Origin of the sequence: Burkholderia sp. BCC1993 (genome assembly GCF_905339865.1) — a bacterium.
Classification (GTDB): domain Bacteria; phylum Pseudomonadota; class Gammaproteobacteria; order Burkholderiales; family Burkholderiaceae; genus Burkholderia.
Genome location: NZ_CAJPGZ010000026.1, coordinates 42,416 through 63,675, shown reverse-complemented (window position 1 = coordinate 63,675; position 21,260 = coordinate 42,416). Strand labels below are relative to the sequence as shown.

General features: G+C 69.8%; 19 protein-coding genes and 2 pseudogenes. 9 read left to right on the top strand and 12 right to left on the bottom strand.

What is annotated here, in order from left to right; genetic code table 11:
* Positions 1–8: 8 nt before the first annotated feature.
* From U4Y91_RS33685 to cysD, 6 genes and pseudogenes are all read right to left on the bottom strand, one after another.
* The gene (locus U4Y91_RS33685; RefSeq protein ID WP_321808687.1) at positions 9–1,058 is read right to left on the bottom strand and encodes a lactonase family protein; all 1,050 of its coding nucleotides are present in this window, start codon (positions 1,056–1,058) and stop codon (positions 9–11) included.
* Positions 1,045–1,249, bottom strand: a pseudogene (locus U4Y91_RS33680) (MFS transporter); the annotation flags it as partial. The pseudogene U4Y91_RS33680 and the gene U4Y91_RS33685, both read right to left, overlap by 14 nt.
* Positions 1,228–1,365, bottom strand: coding sequence for a hypothetical protein (locus tag U4Y91_RS33675; protein ID WP_321808713.1), 138 nt, complete (start codon positions 1,363–1,365; stop codon positions 1,228–1,230). The pseudogene U4Y91_RS33680 and the gene U4Y91_RS33675, both read right to left, overlap by 22 nt.
* A gap of 283 nt (positions 1,366–1,648) precedes the next feature.
* A complete protein-coding gene (locus U4Y91_RS33670; protein ID WP_321808686.1) occupies positions 1,649–2,836 on the bottom strand; it encodes a helix-turn-helix transcriptional regulator in 1,188 nt (395 codons plus the stop codon).
* A 133-nt stretch (positions 2,837–2,969) separates the two neighbouring features.
* Positions 2,970–4,982 (bottom strand): sulfate adenylyltransferase subunit CysN, encoded by a 2,013-nt coding sequence (cysN, locus tag U4Y91_RS33665; RefSeq protein ID WP_321808685.1) that lies wholly within the window; start codon positions 4,980–4,982, stop codon positions 2,970–2,972.
* A pseudogene (cysD, locus tag U4Y91_RS33660) lies at positions 4,982–5,902 on the bottom strand (sulfate adenylyltransferase subunit CysD); the annotation flags it as partial. The gene cysN and the pseudogene cysD, both read right to left, overlap by 1 nt.
* A 190-nt stretch (positions 5,903–6,092) precedes the next feature.
* On the opposite strand from cysD, the gene U4Y91_RS33655 reads away from it, so the two are divergent.
* Genes U4Y91_RS33655 through U4Y91_RS33640 form a run of 4 tightly spaced genes read left to right on the top strand, consistent with a single transcriptional unit; the run spans position 6,093 to position 10,228 of the window.
* On the top strand, positions 6,093–7,202 hold the full coding sequence (locus U4Y91_RS33655) for a DUF1214 domain-containing protein (protein ID WP_321808684.1): 1,110 nt from the start codon (positions 6,093–6,095) through the stop codon (positions 7,200–7,202).
* On the top strand, positions 7,199–8,392 hold the full coding sequence (locus U4Y91_RS33650) for a sulfotransferase (protein WP_321808683.1): 1,194 nt from the start codon (positions 7,199–7,201) through the stop codon (positions 8,390–8,392). The genes U4Y91_RS33655 and U4Y91_RS33650 overlap by 4 nt, the downstream gene beginning before the upstream one ends.
* A 40-nt stretch (positions 8,393–8,432) precedes the next feature.
* Complete coding sequence (locus U4Y91_RS33645) at positions 8,433–9,224, top strand: SDR family oxidoreductase (protein WP_321808682.1); 792 nt, start codon at positions 8,433–8,435, stop codon at positions 9,222–9,224.
* Between the two features lie 17 nt (positions 9,225–9,241).
* On the top strand, positions 9,242–10,228 hold the full coding sequence (locus U4Y91_RS33640; protein WP_321808681.1) for an acetyltransferase: 987 nt from the start codon (positions 9,242–9,244) through the stop codon (positions 10,226–10,228).
* A 68-nt stretch (positions 10,229–10,296) separates the two neighbouring features.
* On the opposite strand, the gene U4Y91_RS33635 is transcribed toward U4Y91_RS33640, so the two are convergent.
* Together U4Y91_RS33635 and U4Y91_RS33630 are read right to left on the bottom strand one after the other, a co-directional pair.
* Positions 10,297–10,749: a nuclear transport factor 2 family protein gene (locus U4Y91_RS33635; RefSeq protein ID WP_321808680.1), complete on the bottom strand. Its 453-nt coding sequence runs from the start codon at positions 10,747–10,749 to the stop codon at positions 10,297–10,299.
* 13 nt (positions 10,750–10,762) lie between these two features.
* On the bottom strand, positions 10,763–11,242 hold the full coding sequence (locus tag U4Y91_RS33630) for an SRPBCC domain-containing protein (protein WP_321808679.1): 480 nt from the start codon (positions 11,240–11,242) through the stop codon (positions 10,763–10,765).
* Between the two features lie 394 nt (positions 11,243–11,636).
* Between U4Y91_RS33630 and U4Y91_RS33625 the strand changes: the two genes are divergently transcribed.
* Positions 11,637–13,115, top strand: coding sequence for a deoxyribodipyrimidine photo-lyase (locus U4Y91_RS33625; RefSeq protein WP_321808678.1), 1,479 nt, complete (start codon positions 11,637–11,639; stop codon positions 13,113–13,115).
* Positions 13,116–13,155: 40 nt separating this feature from the next.
* On the opposite strand, the gene U4Y91_RS33620 is transcribed toward U4Y91_RS33625, so the two are convergent.
* The 3 genes from U4Y91_RS33620 to U4Y91_RS33610 form a co-directional block, all read right to left on the bottom strand.
* Positions 13,156–13,278, bottom strand: a complete 123-nt coding sequence (locus tag U4Y91_RS33620; RefSeq protein WP_321808677.1) for a hypothetical protein — start codon at positions 13,276–13,278, stop codon at positions 13,156–13,158.
* Positions 13,269–14,501: an MFS transporter gene (locus U4Y91_RS33615; RefSeq protein ID WP_321808676.1), complete on the bottom strand. Its 1,233-nt coding sequence runs from the start codon at positions 14,499–14,501 to the stop codon at positions 13,269–13,271. The genes U4Y91_RS33620 and U4Y91_RS33615 overlap by 10 nt, the downstream gene beginning before the upstream one ends.
* A gap of 309 nt (positions 14,502–14,810) precedes the next feature.
* Positions 14,811–15,752: a LysR substrate-binding domain-containing protein gene (locus tag U4Y91_RS33610; RefSeq protein WP_321808675.1), complete on the bottom strand. Its 942-nt coding sequence runs from the start codon at positions 15,750–15,752 to the stop codon at positions 14,811–14,813.
* Positions 15,753–15,870: 118 nt separating this feature from the next.
* Between U4Y91_RS33610 and U4Y91_RS33605 the strand changes: the two genes are divergently transcribed.
* Positions 15,871–16,932, top strand: coding sequence for an alpha/beta fold hydrolase (locus tag U4Y91_RS33605; protein WP_321808674.1), 1,062 nt, complete (start codon positions 15,871–15,873; stop codon positions 16,930–16,932).
* A 160-nt stretch (positions 16,933–17,092) separates the two neighbouring features.
* Positions 17,093–17,845: a 4'-phosphopantetheinyl transferase family protein gene (locus U4Y91_RS33600; protein ID WP_321808673.1), complete on the top strand. Its 753-nt coding sequence runs from the start codon at positions 17,093–17,095 to the stop codon at positions 17,843–17,845.
* 21 nt (positions 17,846–17,866) lie between these two features.
* Here U4Y91_RS33600 and U4Y91_RS33595 read toward each other — a convergent pair whose 3' ends face one another.
* Entirely contained in the window at positions 17,867–18,787 is a 921-nt protein-coding gene (locus U4Y91_RS33595; RefSeq protein ID WP_321808672.1) for a glutamate/aspartate ABC transporter substrate-binding protein, read from the bottom strand.
* A 225-nt stretch (positions 18,788–19,012) separates the two neighbouring features.
* On the opposite strand from U4Y91_RS33595, the gene hutH reads away from it, so the two are divergent.
* Both hutH and hutC read left to right on the top strand, forming a co-directional pair.
* Positions 19,013–20,536, top strand: a complete 1,524-nt coding sequence (hutH, locus tag U4Y91_RS33590; protein WP_321808671.1) for a histidine ammonia-lyase — start codon at positions 19,013–19,015, stop codon at positions 20,534–20,536.
* A gap of 4 nt (positions 20,537–20,540) precedes the next feature.
* A complete protein-coding gene (hutC, locus tag U4Y91_RS33585; protein WP_321808670.1) occupies positions 20,541–21,236 on the top strand; it encodes a histidine utilization repressor in 696 nt (231 codons plus the stop codon).
* Positions 21,237–21,260 lie beyond the last annotated feature (24 nt).

Genomic DNA, 21,260 nt, shown 5'->3' with positions numbered 1-21,260 from the left:
TGGACCCATCAGACGATCGCAACCCAGTTCGCCCCGCGGCCGCCCGGCACGCGTGCGTGCATCGCCAGCGTGCCGTCGTCCGGCGCGATCGCGTACACCGACACGTATTCCGACTGCTCGCCGCACGCGACGAGCCAGCGTCCCGACGGATCGACCGCGAAGCCGCGCGGCTGCGTTTCGGTGGCCGTCGCGTGTACGGGGTCGAAGGTGCCGTCCGCATCGCGGCGATAGCAGAGCAACTGGCTCGACGTGCGTTCGCTGACATACGCGAAGCGCTCGTCGGGCGTCAGGTGGAGATCGGCGGCCCACACGGCGGGCCCGGTCGGCGCGGGCGGGCGCGCATGGCCTTGCGCGAGGCCGGCGACGGCCGGATGGCGCGCGCTGACCCGTGCGTCGCCGAGGCGGCCGCTGTCGGCGTCGCGTGCGAAGGTCGCGAGCGTGGCCTGGAATTCGCTGACCGCGACCAGCATCCGGCCGTTGCGCGCGAAGCGCAGGTGGCGCGGCCCGAAGCCGCCCGGCACGCGCGTTTCGCCGTGCTCGACCGCACGCTGGCCGCCGGCATCCTCGATCAGCGCGAACGTGAAGATCCGGTCCGAGCCGAGCGAGCTCACGTACGCGAACCGGTTGTCCGGCGACACGACGACGGCATGTGCGTTCGCGATGCCGTGCGCGACCTGCAGCGGCGCGCCGTCGCCGTCGCGCACGCGCGCGGCGTCGTAGAGGCTCAGTGAATGGCCGCCGTACGACGCGCCGAGCAGCCGGCGGCCGCTGCGGTCGAGCGACAGGTAGGCGAGGCTCGCGTCGATCGCGGTCGCGCCGATGCGGGCGAGCGCGCCGGTGGCCGCCGCGACGCGGAATGCGACGATCGTCGGCTGCTCGCCGCGCGTCGCGACGTACAGCCGCGCGCGATCGGGCTGCACGGCGACTGGCATCGCGACGTCGCCGGCCGGGTAGCGGGCGAGCGGCGCGAGCGTGCCGTCGGACGTGAGCGAGAACGTGGCGAGGTCGCCGTCGACGGCATTCGAGACGACGACGGTCAGGCGGTCAGTGTTCGGCATGGCGGAGCATTGCGGTGTGCGTGAAGGACTCGTCGGCCGGCAGGCCGCGCGGCGGATCGCTGCGCCGGTGCGTGCTCGCGAACGGTGCGGCGACCGCGGCGACCAGGGACGACTAGGGACGCGATCGCGAGCGCATCCAGACCGCCCGTGATCGAACCCGTATGTTGCTTCAGATAGCCGAAGGCCGTCGGCGGCGGTCGATGTCGTTCGCGATGAACATGATCAGCACGAGCGGCAGCACGTGCCATTTCACTTTCGAGACGGCAGATGCGAGCGGGTCGCGGCCGGGCAGGGCGGGCGAGGTCAAGGGAGTCTCCGAGCGGGCGGCGAACGCGGCAGCAGCCCGCATTCGCGTCGGGTGGTGATCTAAGTAGTATGTTGTCGTATGACATGGTACGCCTGAGATCCTGAAATGACGTCGCGGGTTTACCCGGAATATTTTCAAATATTGGGGAATGTCAGGGGGGTGTCGCTGTGTGCGATCACATCTGATGACGGATGACATGAGCCGGCGGGCGCTCGGCGTGCCGCTCGGTTCTGCCCTGCGGCGGACTTCGCTCCGGCAACCGGCCGGCTTCGCGCGCGGCCCGCTACGCCATCGACACGACGCTGTTCAGAAGCATCTTCACGAGCACGGCCTGCCGTGTCGCGCCCGTCTTCGCGAAGATTCCGCGCAGATGCGCACGGGCCGTATTCTTCGTGATGCCGGTCGCGGCGGCCGCTTCATCGAGCGTCAGGCCGTCGACGAGCAGCAGCGCGATCTCGGTTTCCATCGGCGTGAGGCGGAACAGCCGGTGCAGCATGTCGCGCGAGGTCTGCGGCGACGACGCCGGATCGCGGACGAACACCGCGACGGCCGGCCGGTGCTGGCGGTCCTCCGCGCCGTGAAAGGGCGCGAGCGGGCGCAGCAGCACGTTCAACGGCATCGCGCCGCCGGGGCGCGACAGCGTCGTGGCCTCGATGCGCCCGAGCGCGCCTGCACGGAAATGCTCGAGCGCGGCCTGCAGCGCCTTCTGCAACCGGCGCTCGTCGAGCGGGCACGACGCATGGAGCCGCTCCTGGCGCAGGCACAGGCCGTCCTGCTGCTCGAACAGCCGCTCGGCGATGCGGTTGTGCTTGATCACGCGGCCGTCCTCGTCGAGGATCGCGGTGCCGACGTCGAGCCGGTCGACCGTGCCCGCATACAGCGCGCGCTCGGCATCGAGCACGTCGAGCGCCGCATGCAGCTCGACCGCGCGCTGCAGGTGCGGCAGCAGCGTCGCGACCTGCGCGCGTTCGGCCGCGTCGAAGTCGCGCGCATGATGCGGGCGGCTCACGAAGAACGCGCACTCGACGCCGCGCTCGCCGCGCAGGTTCGCACCGAGGATGAAGCGCAGGTCGAGCGGCTGCAGGTATTGCCGGTAGAAATCGTGCGCGCACCAGCGCGTCGTGCCGAACAGCGTGTCGGCCGTGAACACCTGGCCGGGCGGGAGGTCGAGAAACGGGCACAGCGCGTAGAACTCTTCGCTGTACGACGGTTCGCCGGGCAGCAGCGGGCCGTGGGTCGATGCGTTGATGATGAGCCCGCGACGCGCGCCGCGCGGGCTGCGCAGCACGAGCGTCGTGAAGCTCGCGTCGAGCCGCACGCGCATCGCTTCGAGAAAGCCCGCCCAAGGCGTCGATTCGGACGGGCCCTGATAGACGAGCCCGAGCCACGCGCTGAGTTCGCGGGCCGTCCATGCCGCGTCGTCGAAACTATCGTGTGCGGCCGTGTCGCCGGGCGCCAGCGCGATCCGCATGCTCGTGTTCTCCTGGGTCGGGGTGAATGCTCCCGAGCCAGCATACCGACCGGCCAGCCGCCCGCGTCATCCGAACGGAGTAGACGACGCGGGCCGTGCCGGTGCGACGCAGCGTGCGCCGCCCTGGCGCCGCTTACGCGGTGCGTTCGCGCAGCAGGTACGCGACGATGCGTTCCGCCGCGGCCTCCGGCGACTCGGCCACCGTATCGATGCGCAGTTCCGGCTGCGCAGGCGGCTCGTACGGCGAGTCGATGCCCGTGAAGTGCTTCAGTTCGCCCTTGCGCGCCTTCTTGTACAGACCCTTCGGATCGCGTTCCTCGGCGACCGCGAGCGGTGTGTCGACGAACACTTCGACGAACTCGTCGGGGCGAACCAGCGCGCGCGCCATGTCGCGTTCCGCGCGGAACGGCGAGATGAACGACACGAGCGTGATGAGCCCGGCATCGAGCATCAGCCGCGCGACTTCGGCCACGCGCCGGATGTTCTCCACGCGATCGGCCTCGGTGAAGCCGAGATCGCGGTTCAGGCCGTGCCGCACGTTGTCGCCGTCGAGCAGGTACGTGTGCTTGCCGAGCGCATGCAGCCGCCGCTCGACGAGGTTCGCGATCGTCGACTTGCCCGCGCCCGACAGCCCGGTCAGCCATACGATGCGCGGCGTCTGCGCCTTCTGCACCGCGCGCGCGTCGCGGTCGACGTCGACGGCCTGCCAGTGCACGTTGTGCGCGCGGCGCAGCGCGAAGTGCAGCATCCCGGCGCCGACCGTGTCGTTGGTGAAGCGGTCGATCACGATGAAGCCGCCGGTGTGGCGATTCAGGTCGTACGGATCGAACGCGACGGGCCGGTCGAAGCTCAGGTTGCACACGCCGATCTCGTTCAGCGCGAGCGTGCGCGCGGCGAGATGCTCGCGCGTGTTCACGTCGATCTTGTACTTCGGCGTCGCGCAGGTCGCGCCGACCGTCTGCGTGCCGAGCTTCACGAGATACGGGCGGCCCGGCAGCAGCGGCTCGTCGTGCATCCACACGAGCGTCGCCTCGAACTGGTCGGCGACTTCCGGCGGCGCGTCGGCACGCGCGATCATGTCGCCGCGGCTGATGTCGATCTCGTCGGCGAGCGTAAGCGTTACCGCTTCGCCCGCGCGCGCAAGCTCGGCCTCACCGGCCGGCGTGATCACCGATGCAACGCGGCTCTCCTTGCCGGACGGCAGCACGCGCACGCGTTCGCCGACGCGCACTTCTCCCGACGCGATGCTGCCGGCATAGCCGCGGAAGTTCAGGTGCGGACGGTTGACCCATTGCACGGGCAGCCGGAACGGTTCGTCGCGCGTCACGCGCTCGACGAGCGGCAGCGTGTCGAGATGCCGCATCAGCGGCGGGCCCGCGTACCACGGCATCCGCGCGCTCGATGCGATCACGTTGTCGCCGCGCAGCGCCGACATCGGAATGCTGACGATTTCGTCGAGGCCGAGTTCGGCCGCGAACGCGCGATAGTCGGCGTCGATGCGCTCGAACACGGCGCGATCGTAGTCGACCAGATCCATCTTGTTGATGGCAAGCACGACGCGCTTGATGCCGATCAGCGCGACGAGATGGCTGTGGCGGCGCGTCTGCGTGAGCACGCCCTTGCGCGCGTCGATCAGGATCACCGCGAGATCGGCGGTCGACGCGCCGGTGATCATGTTGCGCGTGTACTGCTCGTGGCCTGGGGTGTCGGCGACGATGAACTTGCGTCGCGCGGTCGCGAAGAAGCGGTACGCGACGTCGATCGTGATGCCCTGTTCGCGCTCGGCCGACAGGCCGTCGACGAGCAGCGCGAAATCGAGTTCGCCGCCTTGCGTGCCGACCTTCCTCGAATCGGCTTCGAGCTGGGTCAACTGGTCGTCGAACAGCATGTTCGATTCGTAGAGCAGGCGGCCGATCAGCGTGCTCTTGCCGTCGTCGACGCTGCCGCACGTGATGAAGCGCAGCAGGTCCTTCGTCTGCGCATCGTCGGCGTGGATGTCGCGCGTATCGGTTGTCGCGGGCGTATCGGGTGTCGCGGGCGTCGCGGGCGTCGCGGGCGTCGCGGAAGTCGCGGAAGTCGCGGAAGTCGCGGATGTCGCGGATGTCGCGTGTGCGCGCGTGTCGCGCGCCGTGAGTACGTGTGCCATCAGAAATATCCCTCCTGTTTCTTCTTTTCCATCGAACCGGCCGAATCGCTGTCGATCAGCCGTCCCTGGCGCTCGGACGTGCGCGTGTCGCGCATCTCCTGCAGGATGTCGTCGAGCGAGCTCGCGTCGCTGTCGATCGCGCCCGTCAGCGGATAGCAGCCGAGCGTGCGAAAGCGCACCTTGCGCATCTGCGGCACTTCGCCTTCGCGCAGCGGCAGGCGTTCGTCGTCGACCATGATCAGCGCGCCGTCGCGCTCGACCACCGGCCGCTCCTTTGCGTAGTAGAGCGGAACGATCGGAATGTCGTGCAGCTGGATGTATTGCCAGATGTCGAGCTCGGTCCAGTTGGAAATCGGGAACACGCGCAGGCTTTCGCCGCGGCGCTTGCGCGCGTTGTACAGCGACCAGAGCTCGGGACGCTGGCGTTTCGGATCCCAGCGATGCTGCTCCGAGCGCAGCGACACGATGCGCTCCTTCGCGCGCGATTTCTCCTCGTCGCGGCGCGCGCCGCCGAACGCGGCGTCGAAACCGTAGTGGTCGAGCGCCTGCTTGAGCCCCTGGGTCTTCCACACGTCGGTGTGCACGGCCGAGCCGTGCGTGAACGGATTGATGTCGTTCGCGACGCCGTCGGGATTCACGTGCACGCGCAGGTCGAGGCCGAGGCGCGCGGCCGTCTCGTCGCGAAACGCGATCATCTCGCGGAACTTCCACGTCGTATCGACGTGCAGCAGCGGAAAGGGCGGCTTCGCCGGGTAGAAGGCCTTCATCGCGAGATGCAGCATGACCGAGCTGTCCTTGCCGATCGAATAGAGCATCACCGGGTTTTCGCTTTCCGCGACCACCTCGCGCATGATGTGGATGCTTTCGGCCTCCAGTCGCTCCAAGTGGGTCAACATCGTTCGTCTCCTTGTTGCATGCCGGCGCCGCGCGACATGTGCGGCGTTTCGTGCATGACGCCAACGGTATCGAGCGAGAGCGGTGCCGTTCTTCGTCCGGGTGGACTAACACGTGGCGCTGCCGGGCAGCGGATCTGTCCTTAGTCCACCCGGACGAAGTGGCGCGTGGCGCGCCCGCTTAAGGTGAGCGCTCGACCATCGGCGGAGACGACACATGACGGACGACACACGCGCCACGCAATTGCTTTCGGGCCAGACCTGGGCCGATTTCTGCGACACCCTGAAACGCAGCGGCGAGCAGATCCTGCGCGCCGAGGCGCCGGACGATCCGCTCACGCGCGCGGAAGGATTCCGCTACCTGAGCCGGCTGATGCGCATCGCGCTCGAAATGCACGTCGAGTTCGCGGACGGCGCGTGGCCCGGCTTCTTCTCGCCGTCGCACGAGACCGCGAAGATCGGCGCCGACAATCCCGACAACCTGTACCAGTACGCGCGCCTCGACGGCCGCTGCGAATATCGCGTGACGGGGCGCCGCGGCACGGTCGCGTACCTGAGCTTCGGCACGCAGAAGGGCGGCTACGAGACGGACGGCAAGATGCTGCAGACGGGTTTTCTCGACGCGAAGCAGCTCGAGCTCGCGCCGGACGGCAGCTTCGAGATCGTGCTGAGCGAAACGCCGCGCGCAGGCAACTGGGTGCGCATGGAGCCCGGCACGAACGCGCTGCTGGTGCGCCAGACCTTCCTCGACCGGCGCGCGGAGACGCCCGCGCAACTGAAGATCGAACGCATCGGCGCGCACGATCGCCCGGCGCCGCTCGACCCGCTCGCGCTGCAGGGCGGCCTCACGCGCGCCGCGCAGTTCGTCGAGCAGACGGCGAAGCTGTTCGCCGACTGGGCCGCGAGCTACGGCTCGCACGTGAACGCGCTGCCGCCCGCGGACCAGGCGCTGTGCCAGTCGGTCGGCGGCGATCCGAACATCTACTACTACCACTCGTGCTGGTCGCTCGCCGACGACGAGGCGCTCGTGATCGACGTCGACACCGTGCCCGACTGCGATTTCTGGAACGTGCAGCTCAACAACTACTGGATGGAGTCGCTCGACTATCGGCACTTCGACATCTGCGTGAACAAGCACAGCGCGCGGCTGAATGCCGACGGCGGCGTGACGGTGGTGGTCGCCGCGTCGCGGCCGGGCGGCGCGAACTGGCTCGACACGGCCGGGCATCGCACCGGCACGATCTGCTGGCGCTGGGTCGGCGCCGCGCAGCCGGTGCATCCGCGCACGCGCGTCGTCAAGCTCGCCGCGCTGAAGGAGGCCGCATGAACGCGCCGCTCGACCCGATCCGCACCCAGCTCGACGCCGACGCGCTGATCGCCGAGGCCGTGTCGCGCACCGGCGGCCTCACCGCGTTCGGCGACGGCCCGTATCGCGAGGCGCTCGACGTGATGTGCGCGTCGCTGATCGACGAAGCGAAGCTGTCGGCGCGCGGCGTGGCGATGATGCGCGAGAAGCTCGTCGGCCAGCTCGTGAACCGGCTCGTTATCGAGGATTACTTCGGCCGTCATCCGGAGATCGCCGACATCGAGATCGACGATCCGCTCGTGATCGTCGGGCTGCCGCGCACCGGCACGACGCTGCTGCAGCGGCTGCTCGCGGTCGATCCGCGCTTTCATTCGGCCGCGTGGTGGGAAACGCGCTATCCGGCGCCGCTCGCCGGCGAGACGCTCGACGCGCCGAGCGTGCGCATCGCGCGCGCGCAGGCCGAGGTCGCGACGATGATCGACTGCATTCCGCAGATCCTCGCGATCCATCCGCTCGACGCGATGCTCGCCGACGAGGAGTTCATGCTGATGGAGCATTCGTTCGTGTGCGCGATGGATTCGTACGCGAACGTGCCGGGCTATACGGCGTGGCTCGCGAAGCAGGACCTGACGCCGGTCTATACGTACCTGAAGCGGATGCTGCAGTTCCTGCAGTGGCAGAAGGCGCAGCGCGGCGTTGCGCCGGCCGCGCGCTGGCTGCTGAAGACGCCGCAGCACCTGCATGCGCTCGACGTGCTGTGCCGCGTGTTCCCACGCGCGCAGGTGGTGCTCACGCACCGCGACCCGGCGCAGACGATTCCGTCGATGGCGAGCATGGCGCACACGCTGTGGCAGATGTATGCGGACGACCCGGATCCGCGCACGGTCGGCGCGCAGTGGAACGCGGGGATGGCGCGCGCGATCGGCGCGGCGATGGCGGCACGCGACGCGTTGCCGGCCGAGCGGTTTCTCGACGTGCGGTTCGAGGATACGGTGTCGGATCCGCTCGGCGTCGCGCAAGCCGTGTACCGCTTCGCGGGGATGTCGCTCGATGCGCGGCAGCGCGCGGCGATGACGGACTGGATGGCGCGCAACGGCCGCGACAAGCGCGCCGCGCACGACTACTCGATCGCGCGCTTCGGCTTCACGGATGCGCAGTTGGCGCATGACTTCGCCGCGTATCGCGCGCGGCACCTGCGGGCGGCCGGCTGACGGCGCGCCCGCGAGACGAACGACAACCAGGAGACAACCCATGTTGCTGAAGGACAAGATCGTCGTGATTTCAGGGATCGGGCCGGGGCTCGGTGTGAAGCTCGCCGTCGAGGCCGCGCGCGAGGGCGCGCGCGGCGTGGTCGTCGCGGCACGCACGATGGAAAAGCTCGACGATGCGGAAGCACGGATCGGCGCACTCGGCGTCGCGTGCGACGTGCTGAAGGTGCGCACCGACATCGCGGAGCGCGCGCAGTGCCGGCAGCTCGCGACGCAGGCGGTCGAGCGCTTCGGCCGGATCGACGCGCTCGTGAACAGCGCGTTCGTGCACGGCACGTTCCCGGAGGCGGTCGAGGACGCCGATCTCGACGGCTGGCGCGCGGTGTTCGACACCAACGTGTTCGGCACGATGACGCTCACGCAGGAAATCGTCCCGCACATGAAGCGGCAGAAGCGCGGCGCGATCGTGATGATCAACTCGCAGGCGACCCGCAAGCCGTTTGCAGGGGAATCGGGCTACGCTGTATCGAAGGGCGCGCTCGCGGTTGCGGCAAAATACCTGGCGCGCGAGCTCGGCGTGCACGGGATCCGCGCGAACAGCATCCACATGGGCTGGATGTGGGGCGTGCCGACGCAGACGTATTTCCGGCAGGCGGCCGCCGAGTACGGCACGACGGAGGAGGCGATCATCGCGCCGATCGCGTCGAACATCGCGCTCGCGAAGCTGCCGACCGACGACGACTGCGCGCGCGCGGCGCTGTTCCTCGCGTCGGATTACGCGAACGCGGTGACCGGTGCGACGCTGGATGCGAACGGCGGCGATTTCATGCCCTGAGGACGGAGCAACGGATCATGCAGGAACAACAACAGGAACAGGGGCGGCATTTCTTCGCGTTCAACGGCGACGCGGACGGCCTGTGCGCGCTGCAGCAACTGCGGCTCGCGGAAGGCGAACGCGGCACGCTCGTGACCGGCGTGAAGCGCGACATCAGGCTGCTCGAGCGAATCGACGCGGGGGCCGGCGACCGCGTGACCGTGCTCGACGTGTCGCATGACCAGAACCGCGACGCATGCGCGCGGCTGCTGCGCGACGGCGCCGCGGTTCGCTACTTCGACCATCACTTCGCGGGCGAGCTGCCCGGCGATCCGCGTTTCGATGCGTATATCGACACGGCCGCCGACGTCTGCACGAGCGCGCTCGTGAACCGCCATCTCGGCGGCCGGCATGTGCGCTGGGCGATCGTCGCGGCGTTCGGCGACGAACTGCCGGCGCTCGGCGACGCGCTCGCGCGCGAATACGGGATCGACGCAGCCGAACGCGGCACGCTGGCCGAACTCGGGCTCTACCTGAACTACAACGCCTACGGCGAATGCGTCGGCGACCTGCATTTCGATCCGGCGGTGCTGGCCGACGCGATGCTGCCATGCGTCGATCCGCTCGATTTCGTGCGCGACACGCCGGTATTCGCCGCGCTGCGCGACGGCTATCGCGACGACATGGCGCTCGCGTGCGCACTCGCGCCGTTGCGCGACGTGCCGGGCGCGACGCTGATCAGGATGCCGGATCATCCGTGGGCGCGGCGCGCGACGGGGATGCTCGCGAACGAGCGGATGCGCAATGCGCCGCATGCGGCGCTCGCGGTGCTGTCGCCGCGCGCGCAGGGCGGGTTCGTGGTCAGCGTGCGCGTGCCCGACGGCCGGGCGCTCGGCGCGGACGAATTCTGCCGCGGCTTCCCGACCGGCGGCGGGCGCAAGCGCGCGGGCGGCATCAACCATCTGCCGGAAACCGAGTTCGACGCGTTCGCCGCGCGTTTCGAAGCGGCGTTCCGTCTCGACTGACCGAGCGTCCGCGACACGCGCGCCGTGCAACGATGCCACGGCGCGCGCGTCGTGCGACGTGTCGGTGTTCAGCCGGTCGCGTTCGCAAGCACGGCCGGCACGTTGTGACCGTAGCAGCGTTCCTCGACGCGCTCGGCGATGCGCCAGCCCTGCGCGGTGCGCACGAACCGGTCGACGTACCACAGCCCGAGAAACATCACCTGCGTGCCGCCGTCGGGCAGCGCGACTTCCATCGGGTTGAAGCAGATCGTGCGGCCGCGCGCGGTGTCGCCGTCGAGCGTGATCGACAGGTTGCCGACCATGTGCTGGTACTGCGGGAACTGCGGCAGCACGGTGCGCAGCCACGCCTTGACGTCCGGATAGGTGCCGGCGATGCCGCCCATCGCGCGATAGTCGATCGTCGCGTCGTGCTTGAACACGGCATCGAGCGCGTCGAAGTCGCGCGCATCGATCGCGCTCGAGTACGCGACGATCAACTCGCGGATGTCGTGATGATCGGAGAGGGTCTGCAGATCGGGCATCGGTTGCGCTCCGTCATGCGCTTTTGCGCCGGCGGGCGGCATGCAGCGCTTCCGCGCGCTGCTTCACGTCGCGCGCGCACTGGTCGAACCCCTGTTTCACCCAGCCACCGTGCTCGCGCATGATCGTTTCCGCGTTGAGGCCGAGGAACTGGTCGGTCGTGAAGTAGCGGCAGCGCTCGGCGCCGTCGGCTTCGACGTACTGGTCGCGGCGCGCGGCGTCCTTGTTGTCGTCGGTCGGGCGCTGCTCCCACGACAGCAGGCGCTCGGGCTCGCACGCGACGAGGATTTCGTTGACGGGAATCACCGTCTCCGTGCCGGGAATGCGCACCTGCATGTACACGAAGTCGCCGATCCGGCCGGTCGTCTCGAGGCCGACGCAGAACGTGTTCCATTCGCCGTAGCGCGGGAAGTCGGTCAGCACTTCCCAGACGACGACAGCGGGGGCGTCGATCGCGACGGTGATCGAGGTAACGAGATTGGCTGGTTTGGTCATGGCGGGTATCGAATGAGAATGAGGGTGAGGGAGCGGAGGGAACCGCGACTGTGCCCGCACGGGCGGGCACGCGCCGCGTCAGCCGAAACGGGCCGCGTCAGCCGAAACGGGCCGCGCCGGCGCCGGCGGGCATGGCGGACGCGCCGTGCAATGCATGGGGCTGACCGGCGGCCGGCGCGTGCCGCACATCGCGGCGAACCCGACATCGAGCGTAGGCCGGTGCGTGCGGCGAAGAATCGTCGGAACGGACTAAGGCGTTTCACCGGGCCGGCGATCCGGAGTCGGCGTCGGTATGCGACGCACGCGCGGGTACGCCGTGCGGTTCGAACGTCGACATCGCGCCGACCTGCCGCGACAATACCGGTCACGCTTCAGTTTCCTGCCCGAGGTGCCCGTGCCAGCGAAGTCGTCCGTTGCTCCTGCCGTTGTGTGGTTCCGCGACGATCTGCGCGTGACCGACCAGCCCGCGCTGACGCGCGCGGTCGCGTCGGGCCGGCCGCTCGTATGCGTGTACGTCGACGACACGGGCGAAGGTGCGGGGCGCGCGCTCGGCGGTGCGGCGCGCTGGTGGCTGCATGGGTCGCTCGCCGGACTCGATGCGGCGCTCGCGCGTCATGGCGGACGACTGCTGCTGTTGCGCGGCGATGCGCCGCGCGAGATCGAACGCGTCGCGCAGGACACGGGCGCGGCAGCCGTGTACTGGAACCGCCGCTACGCGCAGCCGCAGCGCGATGCCGATGCGGCGTTGAAGGCGTCGCTGAAGGCGCGCGGCCTCGAGGTCGAGAGCAGCAACGGCAGCCTGCTGAACGAACCGTGGGACGTGCTGACGGGCGCCGGCACGCCGTTCCAGGTGTTCACCGCGTACTGGCGCGCGGTGCGGCGCGATCGCACGGTGGCGGCGCCGCTGCCGGAGCCTGAGCGGATCGCGTTTCATCCGTGGCCGGCCGGCGTGCGCGAACGCGCGCTGACGCTCGACGCGCTCGGGTTGCGTCCGCACGCGCCGGACTGGGCGGGCGGCCTGCGCGACGCCTGGCCGGCACCCGACGAAGCCGGCGCGCAGGCGCGGCTCGACGCGTTTTCTGTCGAGTCGCTGGCCGGCTATGCCGATACGCGCGACCGGCCCGACCGGGCGGCGACGAGCCGGCTGTCGCCGTGCCTGCGCTTCGGCAACGTGTCGCCACGACAGGTGTGGCATGCGGTGCAGGGTGCGGCACAGGCGGGCGGTGCGGCCTGCGCGGCCGGCGCCGAGAAGTTCCTGAGCGAACTCGGCTGGCGCGAATTCAGCCACGTGCTGCTGTATGACTTCCCGGCGCTCGCGACCGACAACTTCCGCGCGCAGTTCGACGCGATGCCGTGGCGCGACGATCCTGCCGCGCTGCGCGCGTGGCAGCGCGGGCGGACCGGCTATCCGCTCGTCGATGCGGGGATGCGCGAGCTGTGGACGACCGGCTGGATGCACAACCGCGTGCGGATGGTCGTCGCGTCGTTTCTCGTCAAGCATCTGCTGATCGACTGGCGGGCCGGCGAGCGCTGGTTTCACGACACGCTCGTCGACGCGGATGCCGCGAACAACCCGGCGAACTGGCAATGGGTGGCCGGCTGCGGCGCCGACGCCGCACCGTATTTCCGCATCTTCAACCCGGTGACGCAGGGCCGGAAGTTCGACCCGCAAGGGGCGTACGTGCGCCGCTGGGTGCCGGAACTCGCGGGCCTCGACGCGGCGACGATCCACGCGCCGTGGGAGGCGTCCCCGATGGAGCTTGCGGCGGCCGGCGTGCGGCTCGACGTCGACTATCCGGCGCCGATCGTCGATCACGACGGCGCGCGCCGTCGTGCGCTCGATGCGCTGGCCTCGTTGCCGAAGCGTCGCTAGGCGTGACCGGCCGTCGCTGCGCGCGGCACGGTTCGCCGAGTCAGTCGCAGAACGCCGCGCGCTCGAGCAGCGCAAGCGCGACGCCAGAATCGAAGTAGGCCGCGCCGCACCACGCGACGAACGCGAGCGCGCCGGCGGCCAGCGCCGCACGCATCACGCCCATGCGGCTTTGCCTGGCACCGGCCGCGCGATGCGCGCGTCGTCGATCGGCAGGTGCAGCAGCGCGGCCAGCACGCCGAGCGCGATCGAGCCGATCCACAGCGGCAGGTACGAATGCGTCACGTCGTACACGAGCGCGCCGAGCCATACGCCGAAGAAGCTGCCGAGCTGGTGCCCGAAGAACACGAAGCCGAACAGCGTCGCGATGTAGCGCACGCCGAACACCTGCGAGATCACGCCGTTGGTCAGCGGCACCGTGCCGAGCCACGTGAAGCCCATCACGGCCGCGAACACGTAGACGCTCGCGGGCGACAACGGCGCCGCAACGAACGCGGCCATCGCCAGCGCGCGGACGAGGTACAGCACGGACAGCACGTACTTGCGCCGCAGCAGGCCGCCGAGATGGCCGCATGCATAGGTGCCGGCCACGTTGGTCAGCGCGATCAGCGCGAGCGCGACGCTGGCGTGGCGCGCCGGCAGGCCGTGATCGAGCAGGTAGGCGGGCAGGTGGGTCGCGATGAACGCGAGCTGGAACCCGCACGCGAAGAATCCCGCGTTCAGCAGCCAGAAGCCGCGATGCGCGAACGCTTCGCGCACCGCCGCGCCGATCGACTGATCGGGGCCGTCCGCGCGGCTCGCGGCCTGCGCGGGCCGGTCGCGCACCAGCACGGCGAGCGGCGCGAGCAGCGCGGCGACGAGGGCGAGCGCGACGAAGGCATGCTGCCAGCCGATGCCGCCGATCAGCACCTGCGCGACCGGCACCATGCAGAACTGGCCGAGCCCGCCGATCGCGCCGGCGACGCCGAGCGCCCAGCCGCGCCGGTCGGGCGGAAACAGGCGGCTCAGCGCGCCGTAGATCGACGCGAAGGCCGACCCCGACAGCGCGACGCCGATCACGAACCCCGCGCCGGCCGTGAACACGCCGGCCGACGCGGCGAACGCCATCGTGACGAGCCCGGCCGCGTACAGCAGCATGCCGGCGACGATCACGCGCACGGACCCGAAGCGGTCGGCGATCATGCCGGTGAACGGTTGCGCGATGCCCCAGATCAGGTTCTGCAGCGCGAGCGCGAGGCCGAACGCTTCGCGCGACCAGCCGTGGTCGAGCGTGACGGGGGCGAGGAACAGTCCCTGCACGTGGCGGATGCCGAGCGCGGCGCCCATGATCAGGCCGCCCGCGAGCACCGGCAGCCAATGGCGCCGGGCGTCTTGTTCGATCGGGGTCATGCGTGTCTCCGGATGAGTGCGTGCGGCGCGGCGGCCGCGTTCGATCCGATTAGACGATCCTGTGCCGGGGCGCTCAAGCGATCATTCGGTCGCGTTCGCATGCGTGCGGGGAATGCGATGCGGCGCGGACGCGATGCCGGTGACGGGGGCTGTACGCGCCGGGTGCGTGAAGCCGCTGCGCCGTATGCAGCCGGCGTGACAGGCGGCCGACGCAGCGGGGGCGGGGCGTCAGTGCAGCGCCCGTGGCGGCGTTCATAGACGTGCGCAAGGCCGCGCCGGCGTCGGCTCGATGCGGAATTTCGCTCGCGGCTACCGCTGCGCCACGTCGTACGCCCGCATCGCCGCGTCGCACTCGGCCGCTTCCGCGAGGATCCAGTCGCGCACGTCGGCGACTTCGCGGCGCGGTGCCGGATCGTGCCGGAACAGCCAGTAGCCGTACGCATCCGACAACGCCTGCGAGTGCGGGCCGAGCACCGCGAGCCGGCCGTCGGCGAGCATCGGCGCGACGAGCGCGAGCCTGCCGAGCGCGACGCCCCGGCCGGCGATCGCGGCGTGGATGACCTGGTCGTACTGGTTGAAACGCAGCACGCCCTTCGGGCGCGCGTCGCCGAGCCCGGCCGCGTGCAGGTGCGCACGCCACTGCAGTCGGGTTTGCGGCGGCCCGTCGAATTCGAGCAGCACGTGCTCGGCGATCGCGGCCGCGTCGGTGACGGGCCGGGCGGCCAGCGCGGGGTGCGCGACCGGCACGACGATCTCGTCGAACAGGTGCAGCGCGCCGGCCGGCGCGCGCTCGCGCGGGCAGTAGCGGATCCCGAGGTCGATGCCTTCCGCGCGCAAATCGAGTACCTTGTCGTTCGCGGCCACGCGCAAGTCGATGTCGGGCAGGCGCGCCTGCAGGCGCCCGAGTCTGGGTAGCAGCCACAGCGCGGTGACGCCGATGCTCGCGGTGATCGTGACGGGTTGCCGCTCGCGTGCGGCGGCGAGCGACGCGACGGTGTCCTGCAGGCTGAGCAGTGCCGCGTCGGCGGCGCGGAACAGCCGCTCGCCTTCCGGCGTGAACGCGATCTTGCGATAGCCGCGCTGCAGCAGCGCGACGCCGAGATGCGCCTCGAGCGCGTGCACCTGGCGGCTGACCGCCGACTGCGTGACGCACAGGTCCTGCGCGGCGAGCGTGATGCTCATGCGGCGGCCGACGGCGACGAAGCCGCGCACGAGGTCCAGCGACGGAAGACGGACGAGCGGCGTTGACATGCGTAGGGCTCATGCGAACGGAGCAGCAAGATTGGTTGAGAACGTCCGGCGCGTCAAGTTCAATGGAGGCTGGCCGATCGGGCGGGCGTCGGGCAGGCGGCGCCGCACAGGAGACACGATGACGATTTCGAACGAAGCAGGCGGGGCCGCGCGCAGCACGCGCGCGCCGGAGCAGGCGGCCGGGCGCCCGGCGGGCGCGTTGCCGCCGGAGCCCGTGACGCTGATCGCGGCCGACGGTTATGCGCTGCGCGGCTACGTGTGGCGGCATCGCGGCGGCACCGTGCGGCCCGTGACGGTCGTCAATTGCGCGACGTCGGTGCGCTGCGACTACTACTTCCGTTTCGCAGCCTGGCTGTTCGCGCAGGGGCGCGACGTGCTCGTGTACGACTATCGAGGGATCGGCGGCTCGCGCCCCGCGCGGCTCGCGAAGCTGCGCGCGAACTGGCTCGACTGGGGGCGGCTCGATTGCGAGGCCGCCTTGCAGTACGCGCGCGACGCATTTCCGGGCCAGCCGCTCGACGTCGTCGCGCACAGCATCGGCGGCTGCGTGCTCGGGCTCGCGGCGTCGAACGCGTACGTGCGTCACGTGGTGACAGTGGGCGCGCAGTATGCGTACTGGCGCGACTATCGGCCGGAAGAGCGGCGGCGCATGTGGTGGAAATGGCACGTCGCGATGCCGGCGCTCGCGGCCGTGTTCGGCTACGTGCCCGCGAAGCGGCTCGGCTGGATGGAAGACACGCCGCGCGGCGTCGCGCTGTCGTGGGTGCGCGCGCAACCGCGCTTCGAGGATGCCTACACGCACGGCCCGCTCGCCGAAACCGCGGCGAGCCGTGCCGCGCTGCCGGCCCGCTTCGCGCGGCTGCCGGCGCCGATGCTCGCGATCGGCCTCGACGACGACGGGTTCGGTACCGTCGACGCGATCGAACGGCTGGTCGGCTACTACACGGGCAGCGACGTCACGCACCTGCGGATCGCGCCGCGCGACATCGGCGTCGACGCGATCGGCCACTTCGCGTTCTTCCACAGCCGCTTCACCGACACGCTGTGGCCCATCGCGCTGTACTGGCTGCAACACGGCGCGCTGCCGGCCGATGCGCCGGGCCGCGTCCACGCGCGCCATCCGGCGCAGCGTGCGCGGCTGGCGGGAAGCGGCGTGCCGGGTGCCGTCGCGCACGGGTGAACGCGCACGCGCGCGCAGCCCGGCCATCGCGTCGATGAGACGGTCGCACCGGCTGCCGTTGCCGCTGTCGCTGCCGACGATCGCGGTCGCGATGCGTCGGTCTTCCTCCCGTGCGTTCGATTAACATCGAACGTTTCGTTCGCCTGGCTGCCGCGTGCCGATGTCCATTCCACCCGATTCCGAGATTTCCGACGACCTGTCCCGCGCGTGGCGCGTGCACCTGCTCGATGTGCCGCCTGCCGCGTCGCGTGCCGGCGTGCAGGTCGCGCGCGTCGATTTCGACTGGCGCGTGCCGCTCGCATCGCCCGCCTACGCGGCACTGAGCGACGCGGAGCGGGCGCGTGTCGGGCGCTATCTGCGGCACGAGGATGCGGTGCGCAGTGCCGCGACGCGCGCCGCGCTGCGCGACGTGCTCGGCGCGGCGCTCGGCATCGCGCCGAACGACATCGCGATCGTCGTCGACGCATCGGGACGGCCGTCGCTGGATCCCGCGCATCGCGCGTCGCTCGATTTCAACGTGTCGCACGCGGGCGATCACGCGCTCATCGCGTGGGCGGCAACGGGGCGCGTCGGCGTCGATATCGAAAGCTGCAACCGCACGACCGACTGGCGTGCGCTGACGCGCGAAGTGTGCGCGGCCGCCGAGGCCGCGTATCTCGACGGCCTGCCGCTCGCCGCCCGCGCGGACGCGTTCATGCGCGTGTGGGCCGCGAAGGAGGCGCTGCTGAAGGCGCTCGGCACCGGCATCGTCGGCGGGCTGCGCGCGTTCGCGGTCGTGCCGCCGCGCGATGCGGCGACGCCCGCGACGACGATCGTCGAGCCGGCCGCGCCCGCCGCCGGCGTGGCCGCGTTCGACGCGGGCTGGCTCGACGCGGCGCCCGGCTACGCGGCGTGCGTCGCGTGGGCGCGCTGACCCCGTTTCAGCGCGCGACGCTCATTCGAGCGGTACGTCGTTGGGCGCCGCGTAGCGTGCCTTGATCACGTCGCTCATCGGGAAGTCGAACGCGAGCCCCTTCGGCGGCACCGGCTTCATGAACCACTTGTCGTACAGCGCGTTGATCTCGCCGCTCTTCATCAGCTCCACGAGCACGCCGTCGACGAGCGCCTTGAACTGCGGATCGTCCTTGCGCAGCATGAACCCGTACGCTTCCGACGATTGCGGCGTGCCGACGATCGCCCAGTCGGCCGGCTTCGCCGCGAGCTGGCGCACGCCGGCGAGCAGCACGTCGTCCATCATGTACGCGGCCGCGCGGCCCGATTCGAGCGTGAGGCGTCCCTCGCCGTAGTCCTTCGCGCTGATGATCTGCATGTTCATCTTCTTTTCCTCGTTCATCTTGCGCAGCAGGCGTTCGGACGTCGTGCCCTGGTTCGTCACGACCGTCTTGCCGGCGAGATCGGGGAAGTCGCGGATGCCCGAGTTCGTGCGCGTGAGCAGGCGCGTGGTCGCGACGAAGAAGGTGGTCGAGAACGCGACCTGCGCGTGACGCGCGGCGAGGTTGGTGGTCACGCCGCATTCGAGATCGACGGTGCCGTTCTGCACCAGCGGGATGCGGTTCTGCGACGTGACCGGGATGAAGCGCACCTGCAGGTCGGGCTTGCCGGTGCGCGCCTTCACGGCGGCGATCACGCGGTCGCACAGGTCCTGCGAGAAGCCGATCACCTTGCCGCTCGCGTCGACATAGGAGAACGGCACCGACGTCTCGCGATGGCCAATCGAGATCAGGCCGCTTTGGCGCACCTTCTCGAGCGTGCCCGACAGCGGTTCCGCGGCGAGCGATGCGCCGCACGCGAGCGCGCACGCGGCGACGAGCAGGCTGCGGCCGAGGAGGGTGGTCAACCGGGGCGGGATGGTCATGGCGGATCTCCGTGGGCGGATCGTAGGGAAGTGTCGATTCGTATGTTGCCAAAGAAAAAATAATTGCAACATATGTTAATTGCGAGGCCTGTCGGGCCGGTCCGGCGGGCCGCGCCGGACATCAGGGAAACTCCCGAGTCGGAATTATGAAAAACGGGTTGTCTAGACAAGTCGCGATGGCTACACTGCAATCCATCCCGAACTTGTCTAGACAGGATTGCTCACATGATTACGTTGACCCCCGGCCACCTGACCCTTCCGCAACTGCGCAAGATCGCTCGCGAATCGGTGCAGCTCAAGCTCGACCCGGCGAGCTTCGCGAAGATCGACGCCGGCGCGAAGGCCGTCGCCGACATCGCGGCGAAGGGCGAGCCGGCATACGGCATCAATACGGGTTTCGGCCGCCTGGCCAGCACGCACATCCCGCACGACCAGCTCGAGCTGCTGCAGAAGAACCTGGTGCTGTCGCATGCGGTCGGCGTGGGCGAGCCGATGGCGCGCTCGTCGGTGCGCCTCCTGATGGCACTGAAGCTGTCGAGCCTCGGCCGCGGCCACTCGGGCATCCGTCGCGAAGTGATGGACGCGCTGATCACGCTGTTCAACGCCGACGTGCTGCCGCTGATCCCGGTGAAGGGCTCGGTCGGCGCATCGGGCGACCTCGCGCCGCTCGCGCACATGTCGGCCGTGCTGCTGGGCGTCGGTGAAGTGTTCATCCGCGGCGAGCGCGCGAGCGCGCTCGACGGTCTGCGCGTCGCGGGCCTCGCGCCGCTGACGCTGCAGGCGAAGGAAGGCCTGGCGCTGCTGAACGGCACGCAGGCGTCGACCGCGCTGGCGCTCGACAACATGTTCGCGATCGAAGACCTGTACCGCACCGCGCTCGTCGCGGGCGCGCTGTCGGTCGACGCGGCGGCCGGCTCGGTGAAGCCGTTCGACGCCCGCATCCACGAACTGCGCGGCCATCAAGGCCAGATCGACGCAGCCGCGTCGTATCGCGACCTGCTCGAAGGCTCGCCGATCAACCAGTCGCACCGCGACTGCGACAAGGTGCAGGATCCGTACAGCCTGCGCTGCCAGCCGCAGGTGATGGGCGCGTGTCTGGACCAGATGCGCCATGCAGCCGCCGTGCTGCTGGTCGAAGCGAACGCCGTGTCGGACAACCCGCTGATCTTCCCGGATACCGGCGAAGTGCTGTCGGGCGGCAACTTCCACGCCGAACCCGTCGCATTCGCGGCCGACAACCTCGCGCTCGCCGCCGCGGAAATCGGCGCGCTGGCCGAGCGCCGCATCGCGCTGCTGATCGACGCGACGCTGTCGGGCCTGCCCCCGTTCCTCGTAAAGGACGGCGGCGTGAACTCGGGCTTCATGATCGCCCACGTGACGGCGGCCGCCCTGGCATCGGAAAACAAGACGCTCGCGCACCCGGCGTCGGTCGACTCGCTGCCGACCTCGGCGAACCAGGAAGACCACGTGTCGATGGCGACGTTCGCCGCACGCAAGCTCGCCGACATCGCGGACAACACGAAGCACATCCTTGCGATCGAACTGCTGGCCGCCGCCCAGGGCGTCGACCTGCGCGCGCCGTACCACACGAGCCCGAAGCTCGCGCCGGTGATGGAAACGATCCGCGGCAAGGTTGCGCACTACGAGCTCGACCACTACTTCGCACCGGACATCGCGGTGATCGCGAAGCTCGTCGGCGAGCGCGCGTTCGCGAAGGTCGCGCCGTTCTCGTTCGCATCGGAACAGTAAGCCCATGAGCGCGCCGGTCTACCAGGAGATCAAGGATTTCATCCTGGGCCGCATTCACGCCGGCGAGTGGGCGGAGGGCGACCAGGTGCCCTCCGAGAACGAACTGGCCCGCGAGTTCAAGGTCGCGCGCATGACCGTCAACCGCGCGCTGCGCGAGTTGACGGCCGAGCAGGTGCTGACGCGCATGAAGGGCGCCGGCACCTACGTCGCGCGGCCGAAGTACGAGTCGACGCTGGTGGCGATCCGCAGTATCTCGGAAGAGGTCGGCGCGCGCGGGCATGGGTACCACGCCAGCGTGCTCGGCCTCGAGACGATCCGCGCCGACGAGGCGCTCGCCGACGAGATGCAGATGGCCGTGCGCGCGAAGCTGTTTTATTCGCAGGTGTTGCACTTCGAGAATGACGAACCCGTCCAGCTCGAAGAACGGTGGGTGAATCCGGCGGTCGCGCCGGATTATGCCGAGCAGGATTTCACGAACACGACGCCGAACCTGTACCTGATGCGCGCGGCACCGCTGCAGCGCGTCGAGTATCGGATCGAAGCGGCGGCTCCGGCGCCCGAGCGGCGCGAGCAGTTGCGGATGGACGACGTCGAGCCGTGTCTGGTTTTACATCGGCGCACCTGGTCGCAGGGCGTCGTCGCCTCGGTGGCGAATCTGTGGCACCCCGGCAGCCGTTATCGCTTCACCGGGCATTTCTGATTCCTATTTGATATTCAATTTCCC

Coding starts and splice junctions, on each gene's coding strand:
- hutH (WP_321808671.1), top strand. CDS start 19,013: ATGATTACGTTGACCCCCGGCCACCTGACCCTTCCGCAACTGCGCAAG.
- U4Y91_RS33685 (WP_321808687.1), bottom strand. CDS start 1,058: ATGCCGAACACTGACCGCCTGACCGTCGTCGTCTCGAATGCCGTCGAC.
- U4Y91_RS33645 (WP_321808682.1), top strand. CDS start 8,433: ATGTTGCTGAAGGACAAGATCGTCGTGATTTCAGGGATCGGGCCGGGG.
- U4Y91_RS33670 (WP_321808686.1), bottom strand. CDS start 2,836: ATGCGGATCGCGCTGGCGCCCGGCGACACGGCCGCACACGATAGTTTC.
- U4Y91_RS33605 (WP_321808674.1), top strand. CDS start 15,871: ATGACGATTTCGAACGAAGCAGGCGGGGCCGCGCGCAGCACGCGCGCG.
- U4Y91_RS33635 (WP_321808680.1), bottom strand. CDS start 10,749: ATGCCCGATCTGCAGACCCTCTCCGATCATCACGACATCCGCGAGTTG.
- U4Y91_RS33595 (WP_321808672.1), bottom strand. CDS start 18,787: ATGACCATCCCGCCCCGGTTGACCACCCTCCTCGGCCGCAGCCTGCTC.
- U4Y91_RS33640 (WP_321808681.1), top strand. CDS start 9,242: ATGCAGGAACAACAACAGGAACAGGGGCGGCATTTCTTCGCGTTCAAC.
- U4Y91_RS33610 (WP_321808675.1), bottom strand. CDS start 15,752: ATGTCAACGCCGCTCGTCCGTCTTCCGTCGCTGGACCTCGTGCGCGGC.
- U4Y91_RS33620 (WP_321808677.1), bottom strand. CDS start 13,278: ATGGGCGTGATGCGTGCGGCGCTGGCCGCCGGCGCGCTCGCGTTCGTC.
- U4Y91_RS33600 (WP_321808673.1), top strand. CDS start 17,093: ATGTCCATTCCACCCGATTCCGAGATTTCCGACGACCTGTCCCGCGCG.
- hutC (WP_321808670.1), top strand. CDS start 20,541: ATGAGCGCGCCGGTCTACCAGGAGATCAAGGATTTCATCCTGGGCCGC.
- U4Y91_RS33615 (WP_321808676.1), bottom strand. CDS start 14,501: ATGACCCCGATCGAACAAGACGCCCGGCGCCATTGGCTGCCGGTGCTC.
- U4Y91_RS33650 (WP_321808683.1), top strand. CDS start 7,199: ATGAACGCGCCGCTCGACCCGATCCGCACCCAGCTCGACGCCGACGCG.
- U4Y91_RS33655 (WP_321808684.1), top strand. CDS start 6,093: ATGACGGACGACACACGCGCCACGCAATTGCTTTCGGGCCAGACCTGG.
- U4Y91_RS33630 (WP_321808679.1), bottom strand. CDS start 11,242: ATGACCAAACCAGCCAATCTCGTTACCTCGATCACCGTCGCGATCGAC.
- cysN (WP_321808685.1), bottom strand. CDS start 4,982: ATGGCACACGTACTCACGGCGCGCGACACGCGCGCACACGCGACATCC.